Origin of the sequence: Pseudomonas sp. MYb541 (assembly GCF_037479595.1) — a bacterium.
In the GTDB taxonomy this organism is placed as follows: domain Bacteria; phylum Pseudomonadota; class Gammaproteobacteria; order Pseudomonadales; family Pseudomonadaceae; genus Aquipseudomonas; species Aquipseudomonas canadensis.
The window spans coordinates 1-19,250 of record NZ_JBBGYS010000016.1 but is presented as its reverse complement, the minus strand read 5'-3'; the positions used below and the strand labels follow the sequence as shown (position 1 = coordinate 19,250).

Annotated in this window: 21 protein-coding genes; 5 read left to right on the top strand and 16 right to left on the bottom strand. The window is 61.5% G+C overall.

Translation table 11 applies throughout. The features are described 5' to 3' along the window. Position 1 precedes the first annotated feature (1 nt). Complete coding sequence (locus WH299_RS11980) at positions 2–904, top strand: EamA family transporter (protein ID WP_028619795.1); 903 nt, start codon at positions 2–4, stop codon at positions 902–904. Positions 905–986: 82 nt separating this feature from the next. After that, positions 987–1,388 (top strand): RidA family protein, encoded by a 402-nt coding sequence (locus WH299_RS11975; protein ID WP_122726303.1) that lies wholly within the window; start codon positions 987–989, stop codon positions 1,386–1,388. Here WH299_RS11975 and WH299_RS11970 read toward each other — a convergent pair. Both WH299_RS11970 and WH299_RS11965 read right to left on the bottom strand, forming a co-directional pair. Beyond that, positions 1,378–2,274, bottom strand: a complete 897-nt coding sequence (locus WH299_RS11970) for a LysR family transcriptional regulator (RefSeq protein WP_323625471.1) — start codon at positions 2,272–2,274, stop codon at positions 1,378–1,380. The two genes, WH299_RS11975 and WH299_RS11970, sit on opposite strands and share 11 nt — an antisense overlap. A 32-nt stretch (positions 2,275–2,306) precedes the next feature. Further along, positions 2,307–2,612, bottom strand: coding sequence for an XRE family transcriptional regulator (locus tag WH299_RS11965; protein ID WP_122726305.1), 306 nt, complete (start codon positions 2,610–2,612; stop codon positions 2,307–2,309). 186 nt (positions 2,613–2,798) lie between these two features. On the opposite strand from WH299_RS11965, the gene WH299_RS11960 reads away from it, so the two are divergent. Further along, positions 2,799–4,607, top strand: coding sequence for a monovalent cation:proton antiporter-2 (CPA2) family protein (locus tag WH299_RS11960; RefSeq protein WP_122726307.1), 1,809 nt, complete (start codon positions 2,799–2,801; stop codon positions 4,605–4,607). Between the two features lie 72 nt (positions 4,608–4,679). Beyond that, positions 4,680–5,234, top strand: a complete 555-nt coding sequence (locus tag WH299_RS11955; RefSeq protein WP_339550344.1) for a hypothetical protein — start codon at positions 4,680–4,682, stop codon at positions 5,232–5,234. 132 nt (positions 5,235–5,366) lie between these two features. On the opposite strand, the gene WH299_RS11950 is transcribed toward WH299_RS11955, so the two are convergent. Genes WH299_RS11950 through WH299_RS11935 form a run of 4 tightly spaced genes read right to left on the bottom strand, consistent with a single transcriptional unit; the run spans position 5,367 to position 8,049 of the window. Beyond that, on the bottom strand, positions 5,367–6,086 hold the full coding sequence (locus WH299_RS11950) for an alpha/beta hydrolase (protein ID WP_339550342.1): 720 nt from the start codon (positions 6,084–6,086) through the stop codon (positions 5,367–5,369). 11 nt (positions 6,087–6,097) lie between these two features. Beyond that, positions 6,098–6,853: a precorrin-6A synthase (deacetylating) gene (gene cobF / locus WH299_RS11945; protein WP_339550340.1), complete on the bottom strand. Its 756-nt coding sequence runs from the start codon at positions 6,851–6,853 to the stop codon at positions 6,098–6,100. 45 nt (positions 6,854–6,898) lie between these two features. Beyond that, positions 6,899–7,453 (bottom strand): histidine phosphatase family protein, encoded by a 555-nt coding sequence (locus tag WH299_RS11940; RefSeq protein WP_339550339.1) that lies wholly within the window; start codon positions 7,451–7,453, stop codon positions 6,899–6,901. Between the two features lie 53 nt (positions 7,454–7,506). Continuing rightward, on the bottom strand, positions 7,507–8,049 hold the full coding sequence (locus WH299_RS11935; RefSeq protein ID WP_122726317.1) for a DUF4865 family protein: 543 nt from the start codon (positions 8,047–8,049) through the stop codon (positions 7,507–7,509). A gap of 93 nt (positions 8,050–8,142) precedes the next feature. Between WH299_RS11935 and WH299_RS11930 the strand changes: the two genes are divergently transcribed. Then, positions 8,143–9,009 carry a LysR family transcriptional regulator gene (locus tag WH299_RS11930; protein ID WP_339550336.1) on the top strand — a complete coding sequence of 289 codons (867 nt, stop codon included), beginning with the start codon at positions 8,143–8,145 and terminating at the stop codon, positions 9,007–9,009. Here the strand turns inward: WH299_RS11930 and WH299_RS11925 are convergent. Genes WH299_RS11925 through WH299_RS11880 form a run of 10 tightly spaced genes read right to left on the bottom strand, consistent with a single transcriptional unit; the run spans position 9,006 to position 19,038 of the window. Continuing rightward, positions 9,006–9,983 (bottom strand): LysR family transcriptional regulator, encoded by a 978-nt coding sequence (locus tag WH299_RS11925; protein ID WP_339550335.1) that lies wholly within the window; start codon positions 9,981–9,983, stop codon positions 9,006–9,008. The two genes, WH299_RS11930 and WH299_RS11925, sit on opposite strands and share 4 nt — an antisense overlap. 51 nt (positions 9,984–10,034) lie before the next feature. Next, complete coding sequence (locus WH299_RS11920; RefSeq protein WP_122726324.1) at positions 10,035–10,976, bottom strand: peptidylprolyl isomerase; 942 nt, start codon at positions 10,974–10,976, stop codon at positions 10,035–10,037. Beyond that, entirely contained in the window at positions 10,973–11,425 is a 453-nt protein-coding gene (locus tag WH299_RS11915; RefSeq protein ID WP_339550334.1) for a YbjN domain-containing protein, read from the bottom strand. Before WH299_RS11915 ends, WH299_RS11920 begins: the two co-directional genes overlap by 4 nt. A gap of 20 nt (positions 11,426–11,445) precedes the next feature. After that, positions 11,446–12,072 (bottom strand): hypothetical protein, encoded by a 627-nt coding sequence (locus tag WH299_RS11910; RefSeq protein WP_028619781.1) that lies wholly within the window; start codon positions 12,070–12,072, stop codon positions 11,446–11,448. 18 nt (positions 12,073–12,090) lie between these two features. Then, positions 12,091–13,791 carry a putative porin gene (locus WH299_RS11905; RefSeq protein ID WP_339550333.1) on the bottom strand — a complete coding sequence of 567 codons (1,701 nt, stop codon included), beginning with the start codon at positions 13,789–13,791 and terminating at the stop codon, positions 12,091–12,093. Positions 13,792–13,832: 41 nt separating this feature from the next. Further along, complete coding sequence (locus WH299_RS11900; protein WP_339550332.1) at positions 13,833–14,537, bottom strand: energy transducer TonB family protein; 705 nt, start codon at positions 14,535–14,537, stop codon at positions 13,833–13,835. A 3-nt stretch (positions 14,538–14,540) separates the two neighbouring features. After that, positions 14,541–14,966 carry an ExbD/TolR family protein gene (locus tag WH299_RS11895; protein WP_016980095.1) on the bottom strand — a complete coding sequence of 142 codons (426 nt, stop codon included), beginning with the start codon at positions 14,964–14,966 and terminating at the stop codon, positions 14,541–14,543. Between the two features lie 11 nt (positions 14,967–14,977). Further along, positions 14,978–16,777: a DUF2341 domain-containing protein gene (locus WH299_RS11890; protein ID WP_323625479.1), complete on the bottom strand. Its 1,800-nt coding sequence runs from the start codon at positions 16,775–16,777 to the stop codon at positions 14,978–14,980. A gap of 24 nt (positions 16,778–16,801) precedes the next feature. After that, positions 16,802–18,385 (bottom strand): ShlB/FhaC/HecB family hemolysin secretion/activation protein, encoded by a 1,584-nt coding sequence (locus WH299_RS11885; RefSeq protein WP_122726337.1) that lies wholly within the window; start codon positions 18,383–18,385, stop codon positions 16,802–16,804. A 59-nt stretch (positions 18,386–18,444) separates the two neighbouring features. Beyond that, entirely contained in the window at positions 18,445–19,038 is a 594-nt protein-coding gene (locus WH299_RS11880) for a transposase (protein ID WP_122726335.1), read from the bottom strand. Between the last annotated feature and the right edge of the window lie 212 nt (positions 19,039–19,250).

Below are 19,250 nucleotides of genomic sequence, written 5' to 3'. Positions count from 1 at the left end.
CATGCTGAAAAAACATCTGTCTCTTGCCGTGCTCGTCACCCTGGTATGGGGCGTCAACTTCCCCATCACCAAACTCGGCCTGCGCGCCATCGACCCGTTTGTACTCACGGGTATCCGCTTCGCCCTTGCCGCCCTGCCGCTGGTGTTCTTTATCAAGCGTCCCGCCGTCAAGTTCAGCTACGTGGCGGCCTATGGCTTCATCTTCGGGCTGGGCATGTGGGGCGTGATCAACTATGGCATCCAGGTGGGCGTGAGCCCCGGTATTGCCTCATTGATCATTCAACTCAGCGTGTTCTTCACCATGGGCTGGGGCTTTTTGCTGTTCAAGGAAAAGATCCGTGGCGCGCAGATGCTCGGCGCCGTGCTGGCCTTGATCGGCCTGGCGGGAATCATCTCCACCCAGGAAGGTAACCACGCGGTGCTGGGCGTCATGCTGATCGTGCTCAGCGCGGTGGCCTGGAGCGTGGGCAACGTGATCATCAAGAAATCCGGGGTGAAGGAGATCTTCTCGTTCATGGTGTGGGCCAGCCTGATCCCGCCGATCCCACTGTTCCTCACGGCCTGGTTGATGCACGGTAGCGCCGCGTTCGAAGGTTTGCAGGCCAGCCTCGACCTGACGGCGGTTTTGTCGATCCTGTTCCAGGTGTACCTGGCCACGCACTTTGCCTACTGGGGCTGGAACTCGTTGCTCAAGCTGTACCCGGTATCCACCGTGGCGCCGCTGTCGTTGTTGATTCCGGTGTTCGGTATCACCAGTTCGATGCTGATTCTGGATGAGCGCATTTCCACGCCGAACCTGATTTCTATCGGGATCATCATCGTCGGGCTGGCTGTAGGCCTGTACCGCAGGCCAGCCAACCTCGCGCCCGTGGAACCGCAGCCGATTGTCCACATGGATAGATAGTCATGGCATAAATTCGGTATTTTGTTCGTGTATTGAGTGCTTTAGCTTGGGTCCAGTCCTGTACTGAACCGAAGGAAATACCATGAGCACGCCTGAATTTTTTGTCACTCCCGGCTACGGCGATTACATGCGCGAGCACCTGCATTACTCGCAGGCGGTAAAAATCGGTAATCGCGTGGAAACCTCAGGCCAAGGGGGCTGGGACGATGAGTTCAAGATCCCCGCCGCCCTGGTCGACGAGATCGCCCAGGCGTTCCACAACCTGGAACGCACCCTTGCTACTGCCGGCGCCAGTTGGGAGCACGTGACTCACGTCAACTCCTACCACGTCGGCGGTTTCCCGCCCGAAGTCAACGAAGCGATGGTCAAACACTACCGCCAGTACATGCCCCACCATGCGCCGATCTGGACGCAAGTCGGCGTCGAGGCCCTGGGCCTGCCGACCATGCGCGTGGAAATCCGCGTGACCGCGATTATTCCCTGACCCCGAACCTGCGGATCACCCATTCGACAAACACCTTGAGCCGCGCGCTCTGGTGACGATTGGGTGGATAGAGGATGTGCAGCGGCGTGGCTGGACGCGACCACTGCGGCAGCACACTGACCAATTGGCCGTTGTCCACGTAGTACTGAACGATGGCTTTGAAATGCTGCCCGACGCCCAAGCCGGCGAGCAGCATTTCCTTGAGGCCGTTACCTTCATTGGTGGAATAGGCGCAATCGCCCACTTCGATGCGCCTGTCGCCCTGCTCGAAAATCAGTGGCTCCGCCTTACCGGATCCGGCAAAAAAATAGCCGGCCTTGAGATGGTTGTGCGCCAGATCCTCCGGGGAAAGCGGCACACCTCGGCGCTCCAGGTAATCAGGGGCCGCGCAGGTCAAATACTCCAGGTCGGTCACCTTGCGCCCGATCATCGCCATGTCATCCAACTTGCCGGCGCGGATCACGCAGTCCACCCCTTCCCCCACAATATTCACCGAACGATCACTGATACCCAAGGCAATGGTGATATCGGGATACTCGCGATGAAAATCCACCAGCGCCGGAATCAGCAGGCAATTGGCAAACGACGCAGGCGCATCCACCCGCAGATGCCCGCCGGGCTTGAGGACTTGCCCGCGGATGGCGCTATCCACTTCGTCCAATTCTGCGACCAGCCGCCGGGCATGTTGGTAATACTCCAACCCCTCGGACGTTGGCGCCAGAGCCCGTGTGGTGCGGTGCATCAGCTTGATGCCGAGGTGCTTCTCAAGGTCGGTGATCAGCTTGCTCACGGTGGAGCGCGGCAGCGCCAACTGGTCGGATGCACGACTGAATGAGCTGGTTTCGACGACGCGAACAAAGGCACGCATGGCGAGAAGTTGGTTCACAAGGATGACCTTCTGGATAGCTGCAACCGCTTTCAGCAGGCGAAATTGTCGATCTTGACCTGACCATCGGGAAACGTGGCAATAATCTCCAACTCGCCGCCCATCGCGCGGATATAGTCGCGCAACGTGCTGATGTACATGTCGGTGCGCCGCTCCATCTTGGAGACGGCCGCCTGGTTGATGTTCAGTGCTTTAGCCAGGCTCGCCTGGCTTAACTGCTGGGCTTTGCGCAGCTCATGCAGTGGCATTTCCTGCAGGTGCTGCTGGAACAACAGCTTGGCTTCGGCACGGGATTGCGGCGTCATGCGCGCTTGCAGTTCAGCGAATTTCTTAGCCATGGTGACGGCCCTCCCAACCAGAATTCTACCTCACAAAATATTCCACCAAAGGAATAAAAAATTCAACCTGTCAAAAAGCGTTTTACCTGAGTCTCTACCCACCCCGCTCAAAAACACAATTTTCGAAATGTAAAAAGCGCTCTAATACCCCCCTGTTGATTGGTTTTAGAGATCCTGGAGTTCGCAATGCCCCATGAAGGCAACCTGTTACAAGCAGCTGTGGTGTTCCTGCTCGCCGCCGTGCTGACCGTGCCCCTGGCCAAACGCCTGCAACTGGGCGCGGTGCTGGGCTATCTGTTCGCTGGTGTGATTATCGGCCCGTCGGTGCTGGGTTTGGTGGGCAATCCGCAAAGCGTCGCGCAATTTTCCGAGCTGGGCGTGGTGTTGCTGTTGTTCATCATCGGTCTCGAACTGTCGCCCAAGCGGTTGTGGGTGATGCGCAAGGCGGTGTTCGGCGTCGGTCTGGCGCAGGTGCTGCTGACGGGCCTGGTGATGGGCGTGGTGGCGTTGTGGCTGTTTGGCCAGTCGTGGAACAGTGCGATCGTGCTCGGTCTGGGCCTGGCGCTGTCGTCCACCGCGTTTGGCCTGCAAAGCCTGGCCGAGCGCAAGGAGCTGAACCAGCCTCACGGCCGCCTGGCCTTTGCGATTCTGCTGTTTCAGGACATCGCTGCTATCCCGCTGATCGCCATGGTGCCGCTGCTGGCCGGCAGCGATCACCCGACCACCGAAGCCCAGGGCCTGCAGCATGTGTTGCAAATTCTCGGCAGCATCGCGGTGGTGATCATCGGCGGACGCTACCTGTTGCGGCCGGTGTTCCGCATCGTTGCCAAGACCGGGCTGCGCGAAGTGTCCACCGCCACCGCACTGCTGGTGGTGATTGGCACGGCCTGGTTGATGGAACTGGTGGGCGTGTCCATGGCCCTCGGCGCCTTCCTCGCCGGCCTGCTGCTGGCGGACTCGGAATACCGCCACGAACTGGAATCCCAGATCGAACCGTTCAAGGGCCTGCTGCTGGGCCTGTTCTTTATCAGCGTGGGCATGGGTGCCAACCTCAGCCTGTTGCTCAGCTCGCCGCTGGTGGTGATCGGCCTGACGCTGCTGCTGATCGGCTTGAAGCTGCCTTTGCTCTACGCTGTGGGCCGGCTGGTGGGCGACCTCAATCGCGAAAGCGCCCTGCGCCTGGGCGTGGTGCTGGCGGCAGGTGGCGAATTCGCCTTCGTGGTATTCAAGATCGGCCGTGATCAAGGTCTGTTCGAACCGCACCTGTACGACATCCTGGTCCTGACCATCACCCTCTCCATGGCTGTTACGCCGCTGCTGTTGCTGGTGTGCCCAAAGCTGTTCAAGCCCAAGGTCAAGCCGGTGGAAGTGCCCGAGGAATACCGCACCATCGAAAGCGACGCGCCCCGCGTGGTCATCGCCGGCATGGGCCGTATGGGCCAGATCGTCGCGCGGATCCTGCGCGCGCAAAACATCTCGTTCATTGCCCTGGACACCTCAGTGGAAACCATCGAGCTGACCCGCAGCTTCGGCGGCATGCCGGTGTTCTACGGCGACCCGCAACGCCCCGAGATTCTGCATGCAGCCAAAGTCGACCAGGCGGAGTTCTTCGTGATCGCCATGGACGACCCGGAGATCAACATCAAGACCGCCGAACTGGTGCGCAACCTCTACCCGCACATGAAGATCATCGCCCGCGCACGTAACCGCCAACACGTGCACCGCCTGGTGGACCTGGACGCGTCACCGATTCGCGAGACCTTCTACTCCAGCCTGGAAATGAGCCGCCGCACGTTGGTAGGCCTGGGTTTGAGCCAGGCCCAGGCCGATGCGCGCATCACCCGCTTCAAGAACCACGACCTGCAAGTGCTGGCCGCGCAACATGCGGTGTACGACGACGCCGCCAAAGTGATGCAAACCGCCCAGGAAGCCCGGGCAGAACTGGCGCGGCTATTTGAGATGGACCGACTCGAGGAAGAGTCCGACAAGGTGTGAGTCTATGGATGAACGATTTTGCGAAAATTCTGACAGAATACGGCGCAATTTCGTTCACCCCTGGAGCGCTTCATGGCCACTTTCACCAAGACTGCCGTCCTGCTGGCCCTCGCATTGACTGCCGGCAGCGCATTCGCCGCGTCCAAGCCGACCACGCAAACCATCTCCACCTTGGGTGGCAAGTTCACCTTCAACCTGCCCAAAGCCTACGCCGCCGACACCCTGCCGGCTGGCAAGGCCGAGGATGGCACCGCTGACACCCAGGGTACGATGTATGCCAACCAGACCACTAAAAGTGTGGTGATCGTCGCCGAAACCGTGCGTAACGATGGAGTAACCATCAGCGACAACGACGCGCAATTCCTGGACGGCGCCGTGGCCGGGTTCGTCAAGGACCAGAGCGCAGCACTGCCTGACTTCAAGAAACAGAGCGAGAAGAAACTGACGTTCAAAGGCCTCGGCCTGCGCCAGGTGGACAGCACCGCCACTCAAGGCGGCGGCAAAACGCTGAACTCCACGTTCCTCGGTGGTTCGGGTAATCACCTGCTGGTGATCCAGGCGATTTCGCGGGCGGATGATGCCAAGGGGCATGCGGCGTTGGTAAAGCAGATTACCGGCGGCAAATAACCTGATCTCCCAAGCAACTCAACTCTAATGTGGGAGCTGGCTTGCCTGCGATAGCGGTGCATCAGTCAATAGGGTTGTCGACTGATCAATCGCTATCGCAGGCAAGCCAGCTCCCACCTATTTTGACCGCGTTCAGTCCAGGCTTTTTTCCAGCCAGGCTTTCAGGTCCTGCACTTCCGCCTCGCTGATGGTATGCGGCATGCCTGGATACCCATGAAACTCCGGCTTCAACCCCAACCCCGTCAACACCTCATTCGCCCGCGTCCCCGACACATAGGGCAGTGCCTGGTCCAAGGTGCCATGGCCGATAAAAATCGCCAATTTGCCCAATGACGCATCCGGCTTCAGTTCAGCCTTGAGTACCGGCAGCACGCTGCCGCTCAACGCCGCAATGCCGCGCAGCAGTTCCGGCCGGCGCAGGCCCACCTCGTAGGACATGATCGCCCCCTGGCTGAAACCCACCAGGAACACCCGATCCGGCTGGGTGTGATATTTGGCGGTGGCTTTGCCGACAAAGTCTTCGATCAACTGGGCGCTGCGTTGCAGGTCGGCGGTTTCGCCGTCGTAATCGCCGTCACCGGGCGTTTTGGTAAACCAGCGATAGCCGTGCGGGTCCACCGGCATAGGTGCACGAGCCGACAGGTACGTCCAGGTAGAGGGCAGCGCGTCCTTGATGCCGAACAAGTCCTCCTCGTTACTGCCAAACCCGTGCAGGAAAATCACCAGCGGCTGGTTGCGCGCGTCGCCCTGGGTTTGTTCCAGATACGACAGCGGCAAATCGGTGTGCAGCGTGTCGTCGGCATGGGCGGTGCCGGCCACGAGGGTAAGTGCCAGGGCAAACAGTTTGAGCATGGGACGTTACCTCAAGGTTTGCGTAAAAGATAAGTGTCCATGATCCAGCCATTTTCCAGGCGCGCCGCCTTGCGCACCCGTTCGATTTCTTCTGCGACTTCGCTGACTTTGCCGCTGATCAGTATCTCATCCGGCGTGCCCAGGTAGGCGCCCCAATAGATCTCCAAGTCCTGGTCCGCCACGCTGCGGTAGGAGTCTTCGGCGTCGAGCATTACGACCAACGTGTCGGCATCACTCGCCTGCCCCGCCGCCAAACGGCGCCCGGTAGTGATCTCAACGGACTTGCCAATACGGTTCAGCGGCACTTTGTGCTGGGCAGCCAAGGCTTGCACACTGGTAATGCCCGGGATCACTTCGAACTCGAACTCACTGCGGCCACTGACAAGAATCGCCTGCAAGATGCGGATGGTGCTGTCGTACAGCGCAGGGTCGCCCCAGGCGAGGAACGCGCCCACTTCACCGTCAGCCATTTCTTCGTTGATCATGCGTTCGAAGGTCTGCTGCTTGTCGCGGTTGAGGTCCTGCACGGCGGTGGTGTAGTCGATCTCGCCGCGCACTCGCTCGGGGCAACTGGCCTCGACGAAACGGTAGCCAGGCTCGGTGATGTAGGTCTCGCAGATCTCGCGACGCAGGTCGATCAACTTGTCTTTGCTCTGGCCCTTGTCCATCAGGAAAAACACGTCGGTGCGGTTGAGCGCCTTCACGGCCTGCATCGTGATGTAGTCAGGGTTGCCGGCGCCAATGCCGATGATCAGGATGCGTTTCATGGGTTGCTCTCATTGCGGGGCGTGGATTTTGCCATGTTCGGGCGGCTAGGCGTGAGTTTCCAGGCGCAGTCGCCAGACGTCGTTGAAGCGCAGCTCAGTGGCGGACAACGGTTCGACGTCGATCAGGTAGAACATCGAGAGCGGAAATTCCATGACGTACAGCATTGCCGCACGGATCACGAAGGGATGGGTGATGGCCACGACATGGCCGGGTTGGGTTTCGAGGGATTTCATCCAACGGCCTACTCGTGCGCAGACTTGGTCCACGGATTCGCCGCCATGCGAGGCACTGGCGCTGTTGCCAAGCCAATCCATCAACTCGTTGCGATCTATTGCGTCGATGTCCTTGCCCTTCCACCGACCAAAGTCAGCATCGCGCAAGGCTTTTTCGACTTGGGGATGCGTGCCGAACATACCTGCTGTCTGTCGGGTACGCGCCTCGGGACCGCACAATAAGCGCAGGTTTTTCTTGTAGCGGCCGGCAAGGGACAAACCCGCATTTCGCCAATCCATCGCAACGGACTCGTCATCGGGAAAGCGCCCCTTTTTTTGCTGGAGAGTCACGGCATGGCAGATAAGTGTCAAACGAGTGGCCGGCATCACAGAGTGCTTCAACGACAAGGATGAGGCCACCAAGACTGGCGCAGTTCTCGCTAGGGCGCAACGCCTTGTGCCAGATAAAGCACCTCGTAACCCGCGCCAGGATATTCGGCGTCCAGCGCCTTGGCGGACAGCGTAAACCGCACCAACCGCCACGCTTGCACATCCAACGCGAGGAACACTGCGAACGTGTCACTGCGCTCGGCCACCTGCTGATTACGCTGTTTCTCCTCGGCCAAGATCGCGGCGCGATTCGCCCCTGGCGCCAAACCCCACTCCTCGCGATACAAACTCAACGCGCCCTGTGCCGGGCCACGTTGCAGGTCCAACGGCAACCAGCTCTCGATATGTGGGCGGCCAAAGCTGTCGAGCACCTTCTGAAAGCGCGCGCCCAGCAGGAAGTCAGCCGCCTGCAGCGGGTCGGCCCAGAGGTAAACCGACGAATACACATTACCCCCGCGCTCCTGGGCGATAAACGCCTTGAACAGCAACCCCTCGGCGTTATCCCACAACGGCCCCAATTGCGCGGCGCGTCGGCGGATCACGCCCATGTCGTAGTCGGCAGGCAAGCGATGTGAATACTGTTTGGCAAACATGGACAAACTCCTGGGCAAGTTGAGTGTTCAGCTTGCGCAGCGACGATGATTTCAACAAGATATCAACCGATATAAGTGCGATAAGGATCCAATATGACTGACGTCCCCAAACCGCTGGATATCGACACCGTCCAGGCCTTCGTGCTGGTGGCCGATTTCGCCAGCTTCACTCGCGCCGCCGAAGCCCTCGACACATCCCAGGCGGCGATCAGCCTCAAACTCAAACGCCTGGAAGAGCGCCTCGGCTATCGCCTGCTAGAGCGCACGCCACGCCATGTGCGGTTGTCGCCCCAAGGCGAACAATTCATCGTAGCGGCCCGCGCCCTGCTCAATGCCCATGAACGCGCCTTGGGCGATATGAACAGCCACGCGCCGCGACGCCTGGTGATCGGCATCAGTGATCACGTGGCCGGCCCCGACTTGCCGACCTGGCTCAATCGCCTGGCCGCTTACGATCCGTTGGTGATCCTTGAAGTGCGCATCGCCTCCTCCCGCGACCTGGTCGCCGCCTTCGACCGCAGCGAACTTGACGCCGTGATCGTGCGCAACGAGGGCGACCGCCAGGATGGCGACGTGCTGGCGGTGGAACGCTTCGGCTGGTTCGCCGCCCCCACCTGGCAACACAGCCCCGGCACGCCCCTGCGCATGGCCACAATGGCCGCGCCCTGCGGCGTTCGCCACTTGGCCACACGCGCACTGGATGAGGCACGCATCGACTGGACCGAAGTGTTCGTTGGCGGCGGTGTCATGGCCGTGGGCGCCGCCGTCAGCGCCGGATTGGGCGTCGCCGCCCTCGCCCATCGCGTTGCGCCGGCAGGTGCGGTGGAAGTGAGTGAGCAATACCGGTTGCCCGCCTTGCCCGTGAGTGAGGTGGTACTTCACAGCCGCATCACCGATGTGCGCTCACGGGAAACATTGCGTGCCTTGAGCGCGACCTTTCGCGGCGTTCTGCAACGCTAATCAAACCATTCGCGTCGGCCTTCAAAGGTGCCGATGATCAACTCCACAATCATCCGCACCGCCTCCACATCCGCCACCTGCGCATTCACCGCCAGCCACACCTGGCGCTGCATGCTCTCGGCCAACAACCCCGGCAACGCCACCAGGCCCCGGTCAAAACTGCTCATGTAATCTGGCAGCAACCCAATGCACGCCCCGCAACGAATCATCTCCAACATCAGCGAATACGCATGCACCTGCACCACCGCCGCCAAGCGCTGCTGCACCACTCGGTTCCACGCCTGCAACGCGCCCACCTGCGCATCAGGCTGCCATTGCACCAGCATGTAGTCGTCGAGGTCTTCGACACTGTCCGGGCGTGTGGTCAACCGCGAATAACGCTTGGCGATATGGGGCAAGTAATGTAGGCGCGCCAGGGCCTGTGGCGGCTCGATGGCAAAGCTCGGACCAGGCACGGGGCCATCGGTGTCCGACAGCCACAGCACCACATCCACATCCACCGCTTGCAGCGACAACTGGCTGTCGATGGAGATGATCTCCAGGCGCACGCTGGCATTGCGGCGCAACAAAGCGATCAGGTCGCGGCCAAGGATGTCGTGCAGGATCGGTTCGGCCACTGCCAGCCGAATCAACGGCTGCTCCGTGACCGGCAAGCGCCGTTCATGGGCCAGGGCAATCAATTGGGCCTGCAACTGCTGGCCATCGCGACTGAGCACCAGGCCATTGCCCTGGTAGGTGAACAGCGAATGCCGTAAATGTTCTTCCAACTGCGCCAGGCGCTTGCGCAACAGCGTCGCCTTGATATTCAAGCTGCGCGCCGCCTGCATGAAGCAACCGCAGCGCGCGCTCACCAGAAAGTAGCGCGCCACCTCCGGGTCGATCTCATGGGCCAGGGCCAGCCAGCTGCTGCGTCCCTCGGTGGCGGCGCGATAAGAGGACGGTCCCTGGGGGGCGGACGGTTCTAGAAATGCCATGGGAGACTCCCTGTCTTGTCGGTCTGTGCATCCAATGCGGGTTGACGCGGGTTACTCCAGCACCTTGTTCAGCTCGGCACCGTCGATACTCAGGGTTGCGGTGTTGAGCATGCCTTCGAGGTACGCCTTGGCGATCTGCTCCTGACGCTGGACACGCAGGGCCTGGGTCAGGCGTTCGCGCAGTTCGTCGAGGGTCGCAGTACGCGCCGGTTGCTGGCCGGTGAGTTTGAGCACATGAAACCCCGCGGCGCTCTGCACCACGTCCGACACGGCGCCGACCTTGAGGCGCGACACGGCATTGCGCACTTCCGGCACCAGTTGTTGCAAGGGTTGCATGCCCGAGTCACCGCCGCGCGCGGCGGAGTCGGTGTCCTGGGAAAACTGCGTGGCCAGGGCCGCGAAATCACCTGGCGCGGCCTGGGCACGACGGCTCAGTTCCTGGGCCTGGCGGCGCACGTTGTCGACGGTTTGCGGGTCATTGGTCGCCAGGAAAATCTGGCTCACCCGGTACAATGGCGGCGTCACCCATTGCGCCTTGCCACTGTCGTAGGCCTGCTGCAACTCCGCCGCGCTGGGGTAATCGGCCGGCACCTGGCTGACCGAGAGCATGTAGTCGCGAAACACGATCTGCTCGGCGGCGGCGCGGGTCTGCTGTTCCACGTCCGGGCGCTGGCGCCAGCCTTGGGCGTCGGCCTGTTCGAGCACCGCCTTTTGCGCCAAACGTGAACGAATCCAGGTTTCCAACGCACCACGGTTACCGCGCAACTGCTCACGGGACTCGGCAGGCAGGCTGGCCAGCACGGTTTTCAGTTCCGTCAGGTCGATCTGCTGATTGCCCAGGCGGGCCACCGCCGGCCCGGCCGATACAGGATTGATCACCGGCGCCGGTTGCTGCGCCGCCACCGGGTCACTGCCCGGCCGCAGGCTCAAGCCCACCGCCACCACCAGCAAGACCAACGCACCCGCGCCGACCATCAAGGTTGGTTTCTTCACAATACCGGCGCCTCGGCTTCAGCCTGCAACTGCGCGGCCTGCTGGCTGTATTCACGCAGGTAAACGATAAATTCCTGTAACAGGCGATCCCACAACTCCAGCTGACTGCGCAGGTGCGTGGCGCCGACACCCGCCACCACCACGTCCATTTCCATCAACAAAAACTCGCCCTGCACCGACAACCGCGCAAAGCGTCGCGACGCGTTCCACACCTGCGCCAGACCTTCAGGCAATTCGCCCTGGATGCGCAGCGCACAGCTGTAGGTGAAATCCACATAGCTACCCTGCTCCGCCGCCGGGTTGCCGAAACGCACGGCAAAACCGATGCCCTGGCTGGCGCTGAGCAATTGCACGATGCCGTTCTGTTCGGTCTGGTTGACGCGGTAGCCGGCTTCCTGCAGCAGTTCGGTGAGGCTCTGGGTAGTGACGCTGGAGATCAATTCGTTCATGGTGATTTCTTCCCTGTCGATCAATGATTGGCGGTTGCCTGGGGCGCATCGAAACGGCTCTTGTACAAATCGTCGCCAAAGCCCTGGGCCAGTTCCTCGAACTTGACCCGCGCGCTGCTGGCGAAGGGCTGGCGAATACTCATCACCTCGGCCACGTCGATTTTTTCGTAGGCCGCGAGCAACTGCTGGGCCACGCCGTACATCTGTTGATTCTTGACTGAACATTGCTGCACTTGTGTGTCACGTTCGCTCAGTTGTGCCTGCAAGCGTGCACGCTCGGCCTCTTTGCCCTTGGCCAACACCAGCAGTTCGTCATAGGCCTTCTTGAACTTGCCGATCTGCTCGTTGCTGGCCGCCACCTGGGCCTGAGCCTGACTGTGCAGGCTCTGTTGCTGGCCGGCCATTTGCTCGGCCACGCCACGCACCTGGGCGAGTTCGGTCGTCAGCTGCTTGATTTGCGCCTGGGCCTGCTTGGCCTGGTTTTCCGCCGCAATCCGCGCGGCGCTGGCCTGGGCCTGTTCGCTTTGCAGGGCCTGCAATTGCTGGGTGGTGCTGCGCAGTTGCGTACGCAGGCGCTCCTCCATGCCTTCAGCCGACGCGCCGGTGGTGACCAGCAGCAGCAATAGCCCGCAGATTCGCGTGTTCATGTGGCATCTCCGTGCGCATCAAAAGCGCGTGTTGAGTTCCAGTTGCATCACATCGACTTCGAACGGCGCGCCATACACTTCGGACGCGCTCAACCAACGCGCACTGGCGTAGATGTTCTTTTCGATGCCGTAGTTGGCGCCAATGAAATACCCCTTGGCGTTAGTGCCGCCCAGGTGGAACGACGAATCGTTGAAGCCGTCAGGCAGTGCGTCAGGCTGGATGTATTTGTAGCCGGCCAGCACGTTCCAATCGCCGCGTTTGCGCATTTCCAGCGCGCTGCCGAGGGTGAACGACACCATCAGCGCATTGCCGCCACTTTCAAACTGGCCCTTGCTGTTGATGTTGTTGACGATCTGGCCTTCGCTGCGCTTGAGCATCTCGCCCTTGTCGTAGGCCAGGTTGTGGATGAAGTTGCCTTGGGTGCGCAGCTTGAAATCGCTGGGCAGCTCGGCATCCCAGGCCAGGTTCAGGTCGAGCACATCGAACTTGGATGCCAGGCCGACGAACTGCGGTTGCGGGGTCAGGCCTGGGGTGGCTGGATTCGGCGTAATGTCGCGTAGCAGGAACACGCTGTTGCCCTTTTGCATGAAGGCCAGGCGCGAGCCGTCACTGTCACACGCCGGCTGGCCGGACCACGGCTGGCAAGCGCCGGAGCGTTTACCTTCGATATCGTCAAAGTGGTAGTAGGCCAGCGCGCCCTTCAGGCTGTTTTCGCGGTTGATCTTCCAGTTGGCGCCGATCTGCCCACCAAACAGCCACTTGGTGTCGCTGTCTTCCTTGTCGAAACCGTTGCTGCTGGCCGAGTCAGAGGTGTACTCCACCGGAAACGCACCCAAGGTGCCGAACAGGCCCCACTGGCTATTGAGCGTATGGTTGAAATTGGCGGCGATACCGTCGAAGTTCAGGTCGCCCGAATACATCATGTCAGTGGAATAGAACGGGTTGGCGAAGCGCCCGGCAGTGAGGGTCACGTCCGGCGTGGCCTTCCAGCTCAGGTAGCCCTGATCGAGCCAGATGTCTTTCTTGCCAAAGCCGCCGCCCAGGGTCTGGGTGGTGGACACCGGGTTGTTGTCGGAGCCGGTGCCGACGCGAATACCGGCGGTCCATTCCGGCGACAGCACGGCTTTCATGCCCAGGCGCGCGCGCAGGCGGAACAGGTTTTCGCGGTCCTTGGTGGTGTTGAGCAGCGGCGGCAGCTTGGTGTTGGTGTCTTTGTTGGTGTCGTACGGGCCGCTTTCATTGAGCTTGGCGTAGTCGACGATCTCGTTGCTGTTATTGCCCGAAAAATAGCGCGACTCGTCCCGCAGGCGGATATCGCCATCAAAGCTGATACGCGAGACCCAATCCGGGAAGGTATTGGGCTGGGCCCAGTTTTCCTGCTTGGCGGTGGCCATGACCTCGGCCTTGACCTGATCACGGATCTGATCCTTCACCGCCTGCGGCACGTACTGCACACGCACGTCACCCGGCGCTGCGGCCGGGCCTGCGGCCACCACCGGCGCGGCATTGGCCTGGCGGGCCTGCTGGGCCTCTTTTTCGGCCTGGGCGATCAGGCCGTTGGCGGTGTCCTGGGTCAGCACGCCTTGCTGCACCAATAGGCGGATCAGGTTGATGGTGACGTTTTCCGAAGGTGCGACCGGGGCTGCAGCCGCCTGGCCGACCAGGGTCGCGATGACCATGCCGACCGCCAGGGTCAGTCGATTCACGGGGGAAATCATGTGTACGCAACTCCTGTAAAAAACCGTAAAAAAGGGTTTGTTCAATCCGGACGCCGGCCCTTGAGCGACAGGCGCATGGGCAGCGTCAGCGACGCCGGCGGCTTCTGTGTGGCACGCGGTGCCTGGATCAAGGCGAGCATCTGCGCGTCGGTCTCGGCATCCCCGCTGGACTTGGTCACCAAGGCTTTGGTGACCTGGCCATCGGCGCCCAACCACAGGTCTATCTGTATCGAGAACGCCTTCTTGCGCAGTTCAGGGTCTTCGCGCATCAGTCGCTGATAAGTGCCGGCCAGGTACTGCTTGTAAGTGCCCGTTCCCAACCCACCGCCACCACTGCCGGCCATGCCGCCGCCCTTGCCGGCGCCGATGTTGAAACCGTCGTTGCCGGACTGTGCGTCGCCGTCGATCTGCATCGGGTTGGCCAGGTCTTCGTTAGGCGAAGGCGGCGCTTCCTCGGCTGGCTTGACCTCCTCGGGTTCGGGGCTTGGCACCGGTTCCGGGATTTTTTCTTCGACTTGGGGCTCAGGTTCCTTGGGCTTTTCCGGCGGCGGCGGTGGCGGTGGTGGCAGCGGGATAATCGTCGGCACCTTCGGCGCTTCACGGCGCACGCCACTCATGTCATTGGCCCACTGCCACAAGAACCAGGCCGCCACGGCGCCCAGCAACAGGCCGGCGCCCCACTTCAACGGGCGCAACGGCGGCTTCTTCTTAACGGGCAAGGGCGCGATCGGGATCTGTGCGGTCATGTCTCAGCCCTGACTCGGTTTGCCGGTAACCAACCCGACCTGGGACAGTTCCAGCCGACGCAGCAGGTCGAGCACTTCGATCACCTTCTGGTACTGCACCATCGCATCGCCGCGCACGATCACCGGGAAATCCGGGTTCAATGCTTTCTCGATGCGCAGGCGTTCTTCCAGCTCGCCGAGGGTCACCGGGTAGGCGTCGAGAAACACCTGACCACCGTCGTTCACGGAGATGGCCTTGGTCTTGGCCTCCGACAACGACACCGAGGCGCTGGCCTTGGGCAAGTGAATCTGGATGCCCGAGACCTGAGCGGTGGCGGTGAGGATAAACATCACCAGCACCACCATCAGCACGTCCACCAGGGGCGTGATGTTGATACTGTCGACGGCGGCATCATCGTCATCGTCGTGGGAGGTATTTACGGAAGCCATGGCAGATCTCCTCAGGCCGGAACAGCGGCGTGATGGTCACGACGGTGCGCGGCTTCACTGTGCTGGCTCTCGCCGTGCATCTCCGCCAGGCGGGTGATGAACTCGTCGACAAACACACGCATGTCCGCGCTGACTTCCTTGTTGCGCGTGATCAGGCGGTTGTAGCCAAACAGCGCCGGGATCGCGACAAACAGGCCCATGGCCGTGGCCAGCAATGCCGCCGCCATACCGGGGGCAATCGCGTTGATGTTCACATCACCGGCCATGGCCGTGCCGAGGAACACCACCATGATCCCCAGCACCGTGCCGAGCAGGCCGATATAAGGGCCGCCGGCGATGGCGTTGGACAGGGTCGAGAGCTTGGAACTGAGCGCCTGGTTTTCGCGGGTGCGCACGCCGTCCATCGAGCAGCGGATGGCTTCGATGGTGGCGGCCGAGACCGACGAGGTGTCGGCGCCCTGGGCACGCCGGGTGCGGATCTCTTTGACCGCCACCAGGTACAGGCGCCACAGCGAAGAATGGGCCAGGCGCTCAGCCAGTTGGGCGTCGTCTGCGTACATCTCCAGTCGCGTGCCAATCTGCGCGAAATGCTCGCGGAACACTTCATTGGCGCTGCTCACGCGGCTGACCTGGCGGTTCTTGCGCAGCATGATGACCCACGACTGGAACATCATCGCCACCAGCACCAGGATGATCACCCAGGCATCTACCGGCACCGCGTTGAGCAAGAAGCCCAGGCTGCCGAAACCGAAGCCGGACTGTTCTTCATCCACGCCATAGGCCACCAGTTTCGACTCGGCGCCCTGGGCGTTGGCATCGGCCAGCAACAGTGCCGCCGGACGCGCCACCTTGGACAGGCGCAACTCATCGATGGCCCCGGCGAATGGCAGGTGCGTGGTGCCCGCTTCCGGCAGATCGGCACCAATGGCTAGTTGGGAGTTGAACGCGGGCAAGGCAACAGCCAGGGTGGCAGTCTCGCGGCCATTCACATACAGCGTGACCTTGTCACCTTCGGCGGTGAACGCCAGGTGCTGCCACTGGCCGGGGTTCAGCGGTTGGTTCGACACGGCGCGCTGGCCGTCGATGTCCACGAACGGCATGCCTTGGTTCAACCCCAGCAGCAGGCTATGGGGGCCATCACGTCGGGCGAGAACGACTTGCTCGCCGCTGGCCTGATCCAGGCGCAGCCAGGCGCTGAAGGTAAACGCGCCACCCGCAGCGTGTTGCAGCGAAGGGCTGGCCGGCAACATCAGCGGTTGACCGGCAAACTGCAAGGCACGGCCGATCACACCGTCGATGCTCGCACCGGTGGCGTTCAACGCGGTGTTGGCGTAGGCCGTGGTGTCGCGGGCGGGTGTGCCGTTGGCCCCGTCAAAATGGTAGAGCGCGGTGTAGTTCGGGTCGAACGTCAGTTGGCCGTTGGCGGTGGCCGGGGCCTTCTGGTTGCCGTAGTACATCCACAGGTCCTGACGCTGACCGCCTTCGACCTTGGGCACATCGACCCAGATCAGTGCCATGCCCATCAACGGGTCGAAGCTCTCGATCTGGTGGTTGAACACGGTTTTGTCATCGGCGCTCACAAAACGCAGGTCGGCGCCGTCATCCTTGACCCCGTCAAAGGTGAAGTTGCCGGTGTGCAAGCGCACCAGCAACGCGGTACGGCCCAGGGCCTGGTTGATCGCGGCGCCTTGGGCGGTGGTGTCCACCGAAATCTGTTTGCGGTAGTGCCAGTCGTCCTGCCACCAGGCATGGGCGGTGGCCGGGAGCGTGAAGCCCAGGCAGATCAACAGGCTCAGGAATAGGCGTTGCATGGGTGAAGTCTCCGGAAGAAAAAGTCAGAAAGTCGCCTGCACACTGAAGTGCAGTCGCGAGTCCTGTTTCTGGGTGTTCGGTCCATCAAGCAGCGGGTAGCCCCAATCCAGGCTGCCGGACAACCATTTGCTCAAACTGGCGCGGGTGCCCAGGCCGACACTGGCCAGGCTGTATTCATCTTCTTGCTCGGGCAGCGGATCGTGCAGGCGCATGCGCGCACCTTCGGCGAACGCGTAGAAGCGCCACTCCTGCACATAACTGCCGAGGAACTTGGCCAGGGACGGCGTGCGCAGTTCCTGGGAGAGCAAGTACCCCTCATCCCCGGTACGCTCCGCCGCCAGGTAGCCGCGCACCGACGTGGCACCGCCCGCGGAATACTGCTCGTTGGACACCAGCGGCCCCGACGCCAGCTGGAAGCCGCCCTTGGTTGCCGACTGCCAGTCGTTGGCGAAGGTGTAGGTGTAATTCAGGTCGCCCTTGAGCACGGCAAAACTGGCGCTGGCCTTGTAGCGTTTGTATTCGAACTCTTCGGCATCGCTGCCGTAGCCGAAGAAGGCGCGAGTGCCCACTACCAGGTTCAAGCCCAGGCCCAATTGCGATTGTTCGGTATAGCGAAAGCCGTTGTAGCCCAAGGTGAACGGCGCATATTTGAGGGGCACCTGGTCGCTGCTGGAACCGAACTTCATCTGTTCGTCGAAGTCCTTGAAGTCCACGCCAAACGAGAACGAGTTGGCCCAGTTGCCCGCCGCCGGCAGGTTGTAGATGGCCGACACGCCGTAGGAATGCCCTTTGCCCAGCACGTTGCTGCCGCCGATGGTGGCGATGTTGCTGTCGGACTGGTAACCGGAGAACTGCAAGGTCCAGCGCTCGTTGAGCGGGGCGCTGTAAGAGCCCGACCAGACCTTGGCATTCTCGGTGTCCTGGGGCGCGGTGAAGTAGGTCAGGGAAATGCTGTGGCCCAGTTGCCAAAGGTTGTCGTACCCCAGGGTCGCCACCGAGCGCAGTTTTTCGGTGTCGGCGCTGTAGTCGTTGTTCAGGCCGATACTGGCGTGCCAGGGGTTCTGGTCTTCCACCTGCAAATCCACATCCATGGTGCCGGGGCGTTGGCCCTCGCGTACCAACGGCGTGACCTGGCGTCCAGCGCCGCGATTGAGGCCCGCCAACTGGGTTTGCACCGTGGCGAAGTCCGGCACCGCGCCCTCCTCCAGGGCCGGCACCTGCTCGCGGATTTCCACTGGTGAATAGTGCTTGGCACCGACCACGCGCACCCGGCCGACCTTGGTCTCGCTGACCTGCAGATAGACGATACCGTCATCGACCTTCTGCTCCGGCAACTCGACAAACACCGACTGGTAGCCACGCGACTGGTAGATCTTCTGCAACGCATCGCGCGCGCCTTCGATATCGCCCAAGGTCTTCTGCGGCCCCAGGAACGGATACACCGCCTCCTCGATCGTCGCCGCATCCAGCACCGTATTGCCGCGCACGAAGTACTCGTTGACGTCGACCTTGCGCGCGCCCTCTTCCTCCTCGGCCAACACCGGTTGCGCCAAGCTCCCCAGCGTCACGCAACACAGCGCCAACGTTAATTTGAACAGATGCTCCACACCGCCCCCTGACTGTCTGATTTTGTGCGCCATCGCCGGACGCCCGGCGTGCGGCTGGCTCAATTGCTGGTGATCGAGGTGCTGCCGTGGCGTGCCAGCCAGGTGTGCAACAGGGCGAAGTTCAACGAGAACTCCGGCATGTGCAGCAAGGCGCCACAAAACACGTCACCGATGATTTTCTGGATGAGTTGCACCGCACGCGGGTTGTTGAGCAGCGTGGCGATGTCGCGGGTCAGTACGTGAATGCTCCAGACCTTTTGATTGAGGTCCAGGCCGACGAACCAGCGGAACAACAGGTTGTAGTTCAGCTGTTCGTGCAGCTGTTGTTCGCTGGGCACCGAGTACAGCAGTTGCAGCAGGAGGATCTGCAGCACGGTGTGCGGGGCGATCGACATCGCGGGTTCGGCGGTGAGCCAGTCGCGATGCTGGTCGAGCACTTCGTCGATCTGTGGGCGCAGCAGCACCAGGGAGTGGCCTGCCGGGATGTAGCTGGACACTTCCTTGCGAGCGCCTTGCCAGTCGTCCTGGGAGACGATCCAGACCCAGGGTGCGCCGTAGCGATAGACCGACACCGGCTTCTTGCGCGCCGCTTCGACGATCTTTGACAGGCGCTGGTCGAGCTCCTGCATGCCCACTTTCGAGTAACGTTCCATAGTTCCCATCGCCCCACTCCTGGCATCCTGCTTGCGGCTGAAAAGCCCAACGTTCTGGTGGGCTCAAGCGCGTTACACAGAGGAGACGGGAGTGGCCGGGGACTACCGAACTTTTGTCATGAAAGCTTCATTTTGGATTGGGTGGGGGGCAATTTCTGGTTGTGTACATATCCATTTCTTCGGTAACGGCTACTTATGGTTCCGCTCTTACA

Coding starts and splice junctions, on each gene's coding strand:
- WH299_RS11980 (WP_028619795.1), top strand. CDS start 2: ATGCTGAAAAAACATCTGTCTCTTGCCGTGCTCGTCACCCTGGTATGG.
- WH299_RS11975 (WP_122726303.1), top strand. CDS start 987: ATGAGCACGCCTGAATTTTTTGTCACTCCCGGCTACGGCGATTACATG.
- WH299_RS11965 (WP_122726305.1), bottom strand. CDS start 2,612: ATGGCTAAGAAATTCGCTGAACTGCAAGCGCGCATGACGCCGCAATCC.
- WH299_RS11960 (WP_122726307.1), top strand. CDS start 2,799: ATGCCCCATGAAGGCAACCTGTTACAAGCAGCTGTGGTGTTCCTGCTC.
- WH299_RS11955 (WP_339550344.1), top strand. CDS start 4,680: ATGGCCACTTTCACCAAGACTGCCGTCCTGCTGGCCCTCGCATTGACT.
- WH299_RS11950 (WP_339550342.1), bottom strand. CDS start 6,086: ATGCTCAAACTGTTTGCCCTGGCACTTACCCTCGTGGCCGGCACCGCC.
- cobF (WP_339550340.1), bottom strand. CDS start 6,853: ATGAAACGCATCCTGATCATCGGCATTGGCGCCGGCAACCCTGACTAC.
- WH299_RS11940 (WP_339550339.1), bottom strand. CDS start 7,453: ATGCCGGCCACTCGTTTGACACTTATCTGCCATGCCGTGACTCTCCAG.
- WH299_RS11935 (WP_122726317.1), bottom strand. CDS start 8,049: ATGTTTGCCAAACAGTATTCACATCGCTTGCCTGCCGACTACGACATG.
- WH299_RS11930 (WP_339550336.1), top strand. CDS start 8,143: ATGACTGACGTCCCCAAACCGCTGGATATCGACACCGTCCAGGCCTTC.
- WH299_RS11925 (WP_339550335.1), bottom strand. CDS start 9,983: ATGGCATTTCTAGAACCGTCCGCCCCCCAGGGACCGTCCTCTTATCGC.
- WH299_RS11915 (WP_339550334.1), bottom strand. CDS start 11,425: ATGAACGAATTGATCTCCAGCGTCACTACCCAGAGCCTCACCGAACTG.
- WH299_RS11910 (WP_028619781.1), bottom strand. CDS start 12,072: ATGAACACGCGAATCTGCGGGCTATTGCTGCTGCTGGTCACCACCGGC.
- WH299_RS11905 (WP_339550333.1), bottom strand. CDS start 13,791: ATGATTTCCCCCGTGAATCGACTGACCCTGGCGGTCGGCATGGTCATC.
- WH299_RS11900 (WP_339550332.1), bottom strand. CDS start 14,537: ATGACCGCACAGATCCCGATCGCGCCCTTGCCCGTTAAGAAGAAGCCG.
- WH299_RS11895 (WP_016980095.1), bottom strand. CDS start 14,966: ATGGCTTCCGTAAATACCTCCCACGACGATGACGATGATGCCGCCGTC.
- WH299_RS11890 (WP_323625479.1), bottom strand. CDS start 16,777: ATGCAACGCCTATTCCTGAGCCTGTTGATCTGCCTGGGCTTCACGCTC.
- WH299_RS11880 (WP_122726335.1), bottom strand. CDS start 19,038: ATGGAACGTTACTCGAAAGTGGGCATGCAGGAGCTCGACCAGCGCCTG.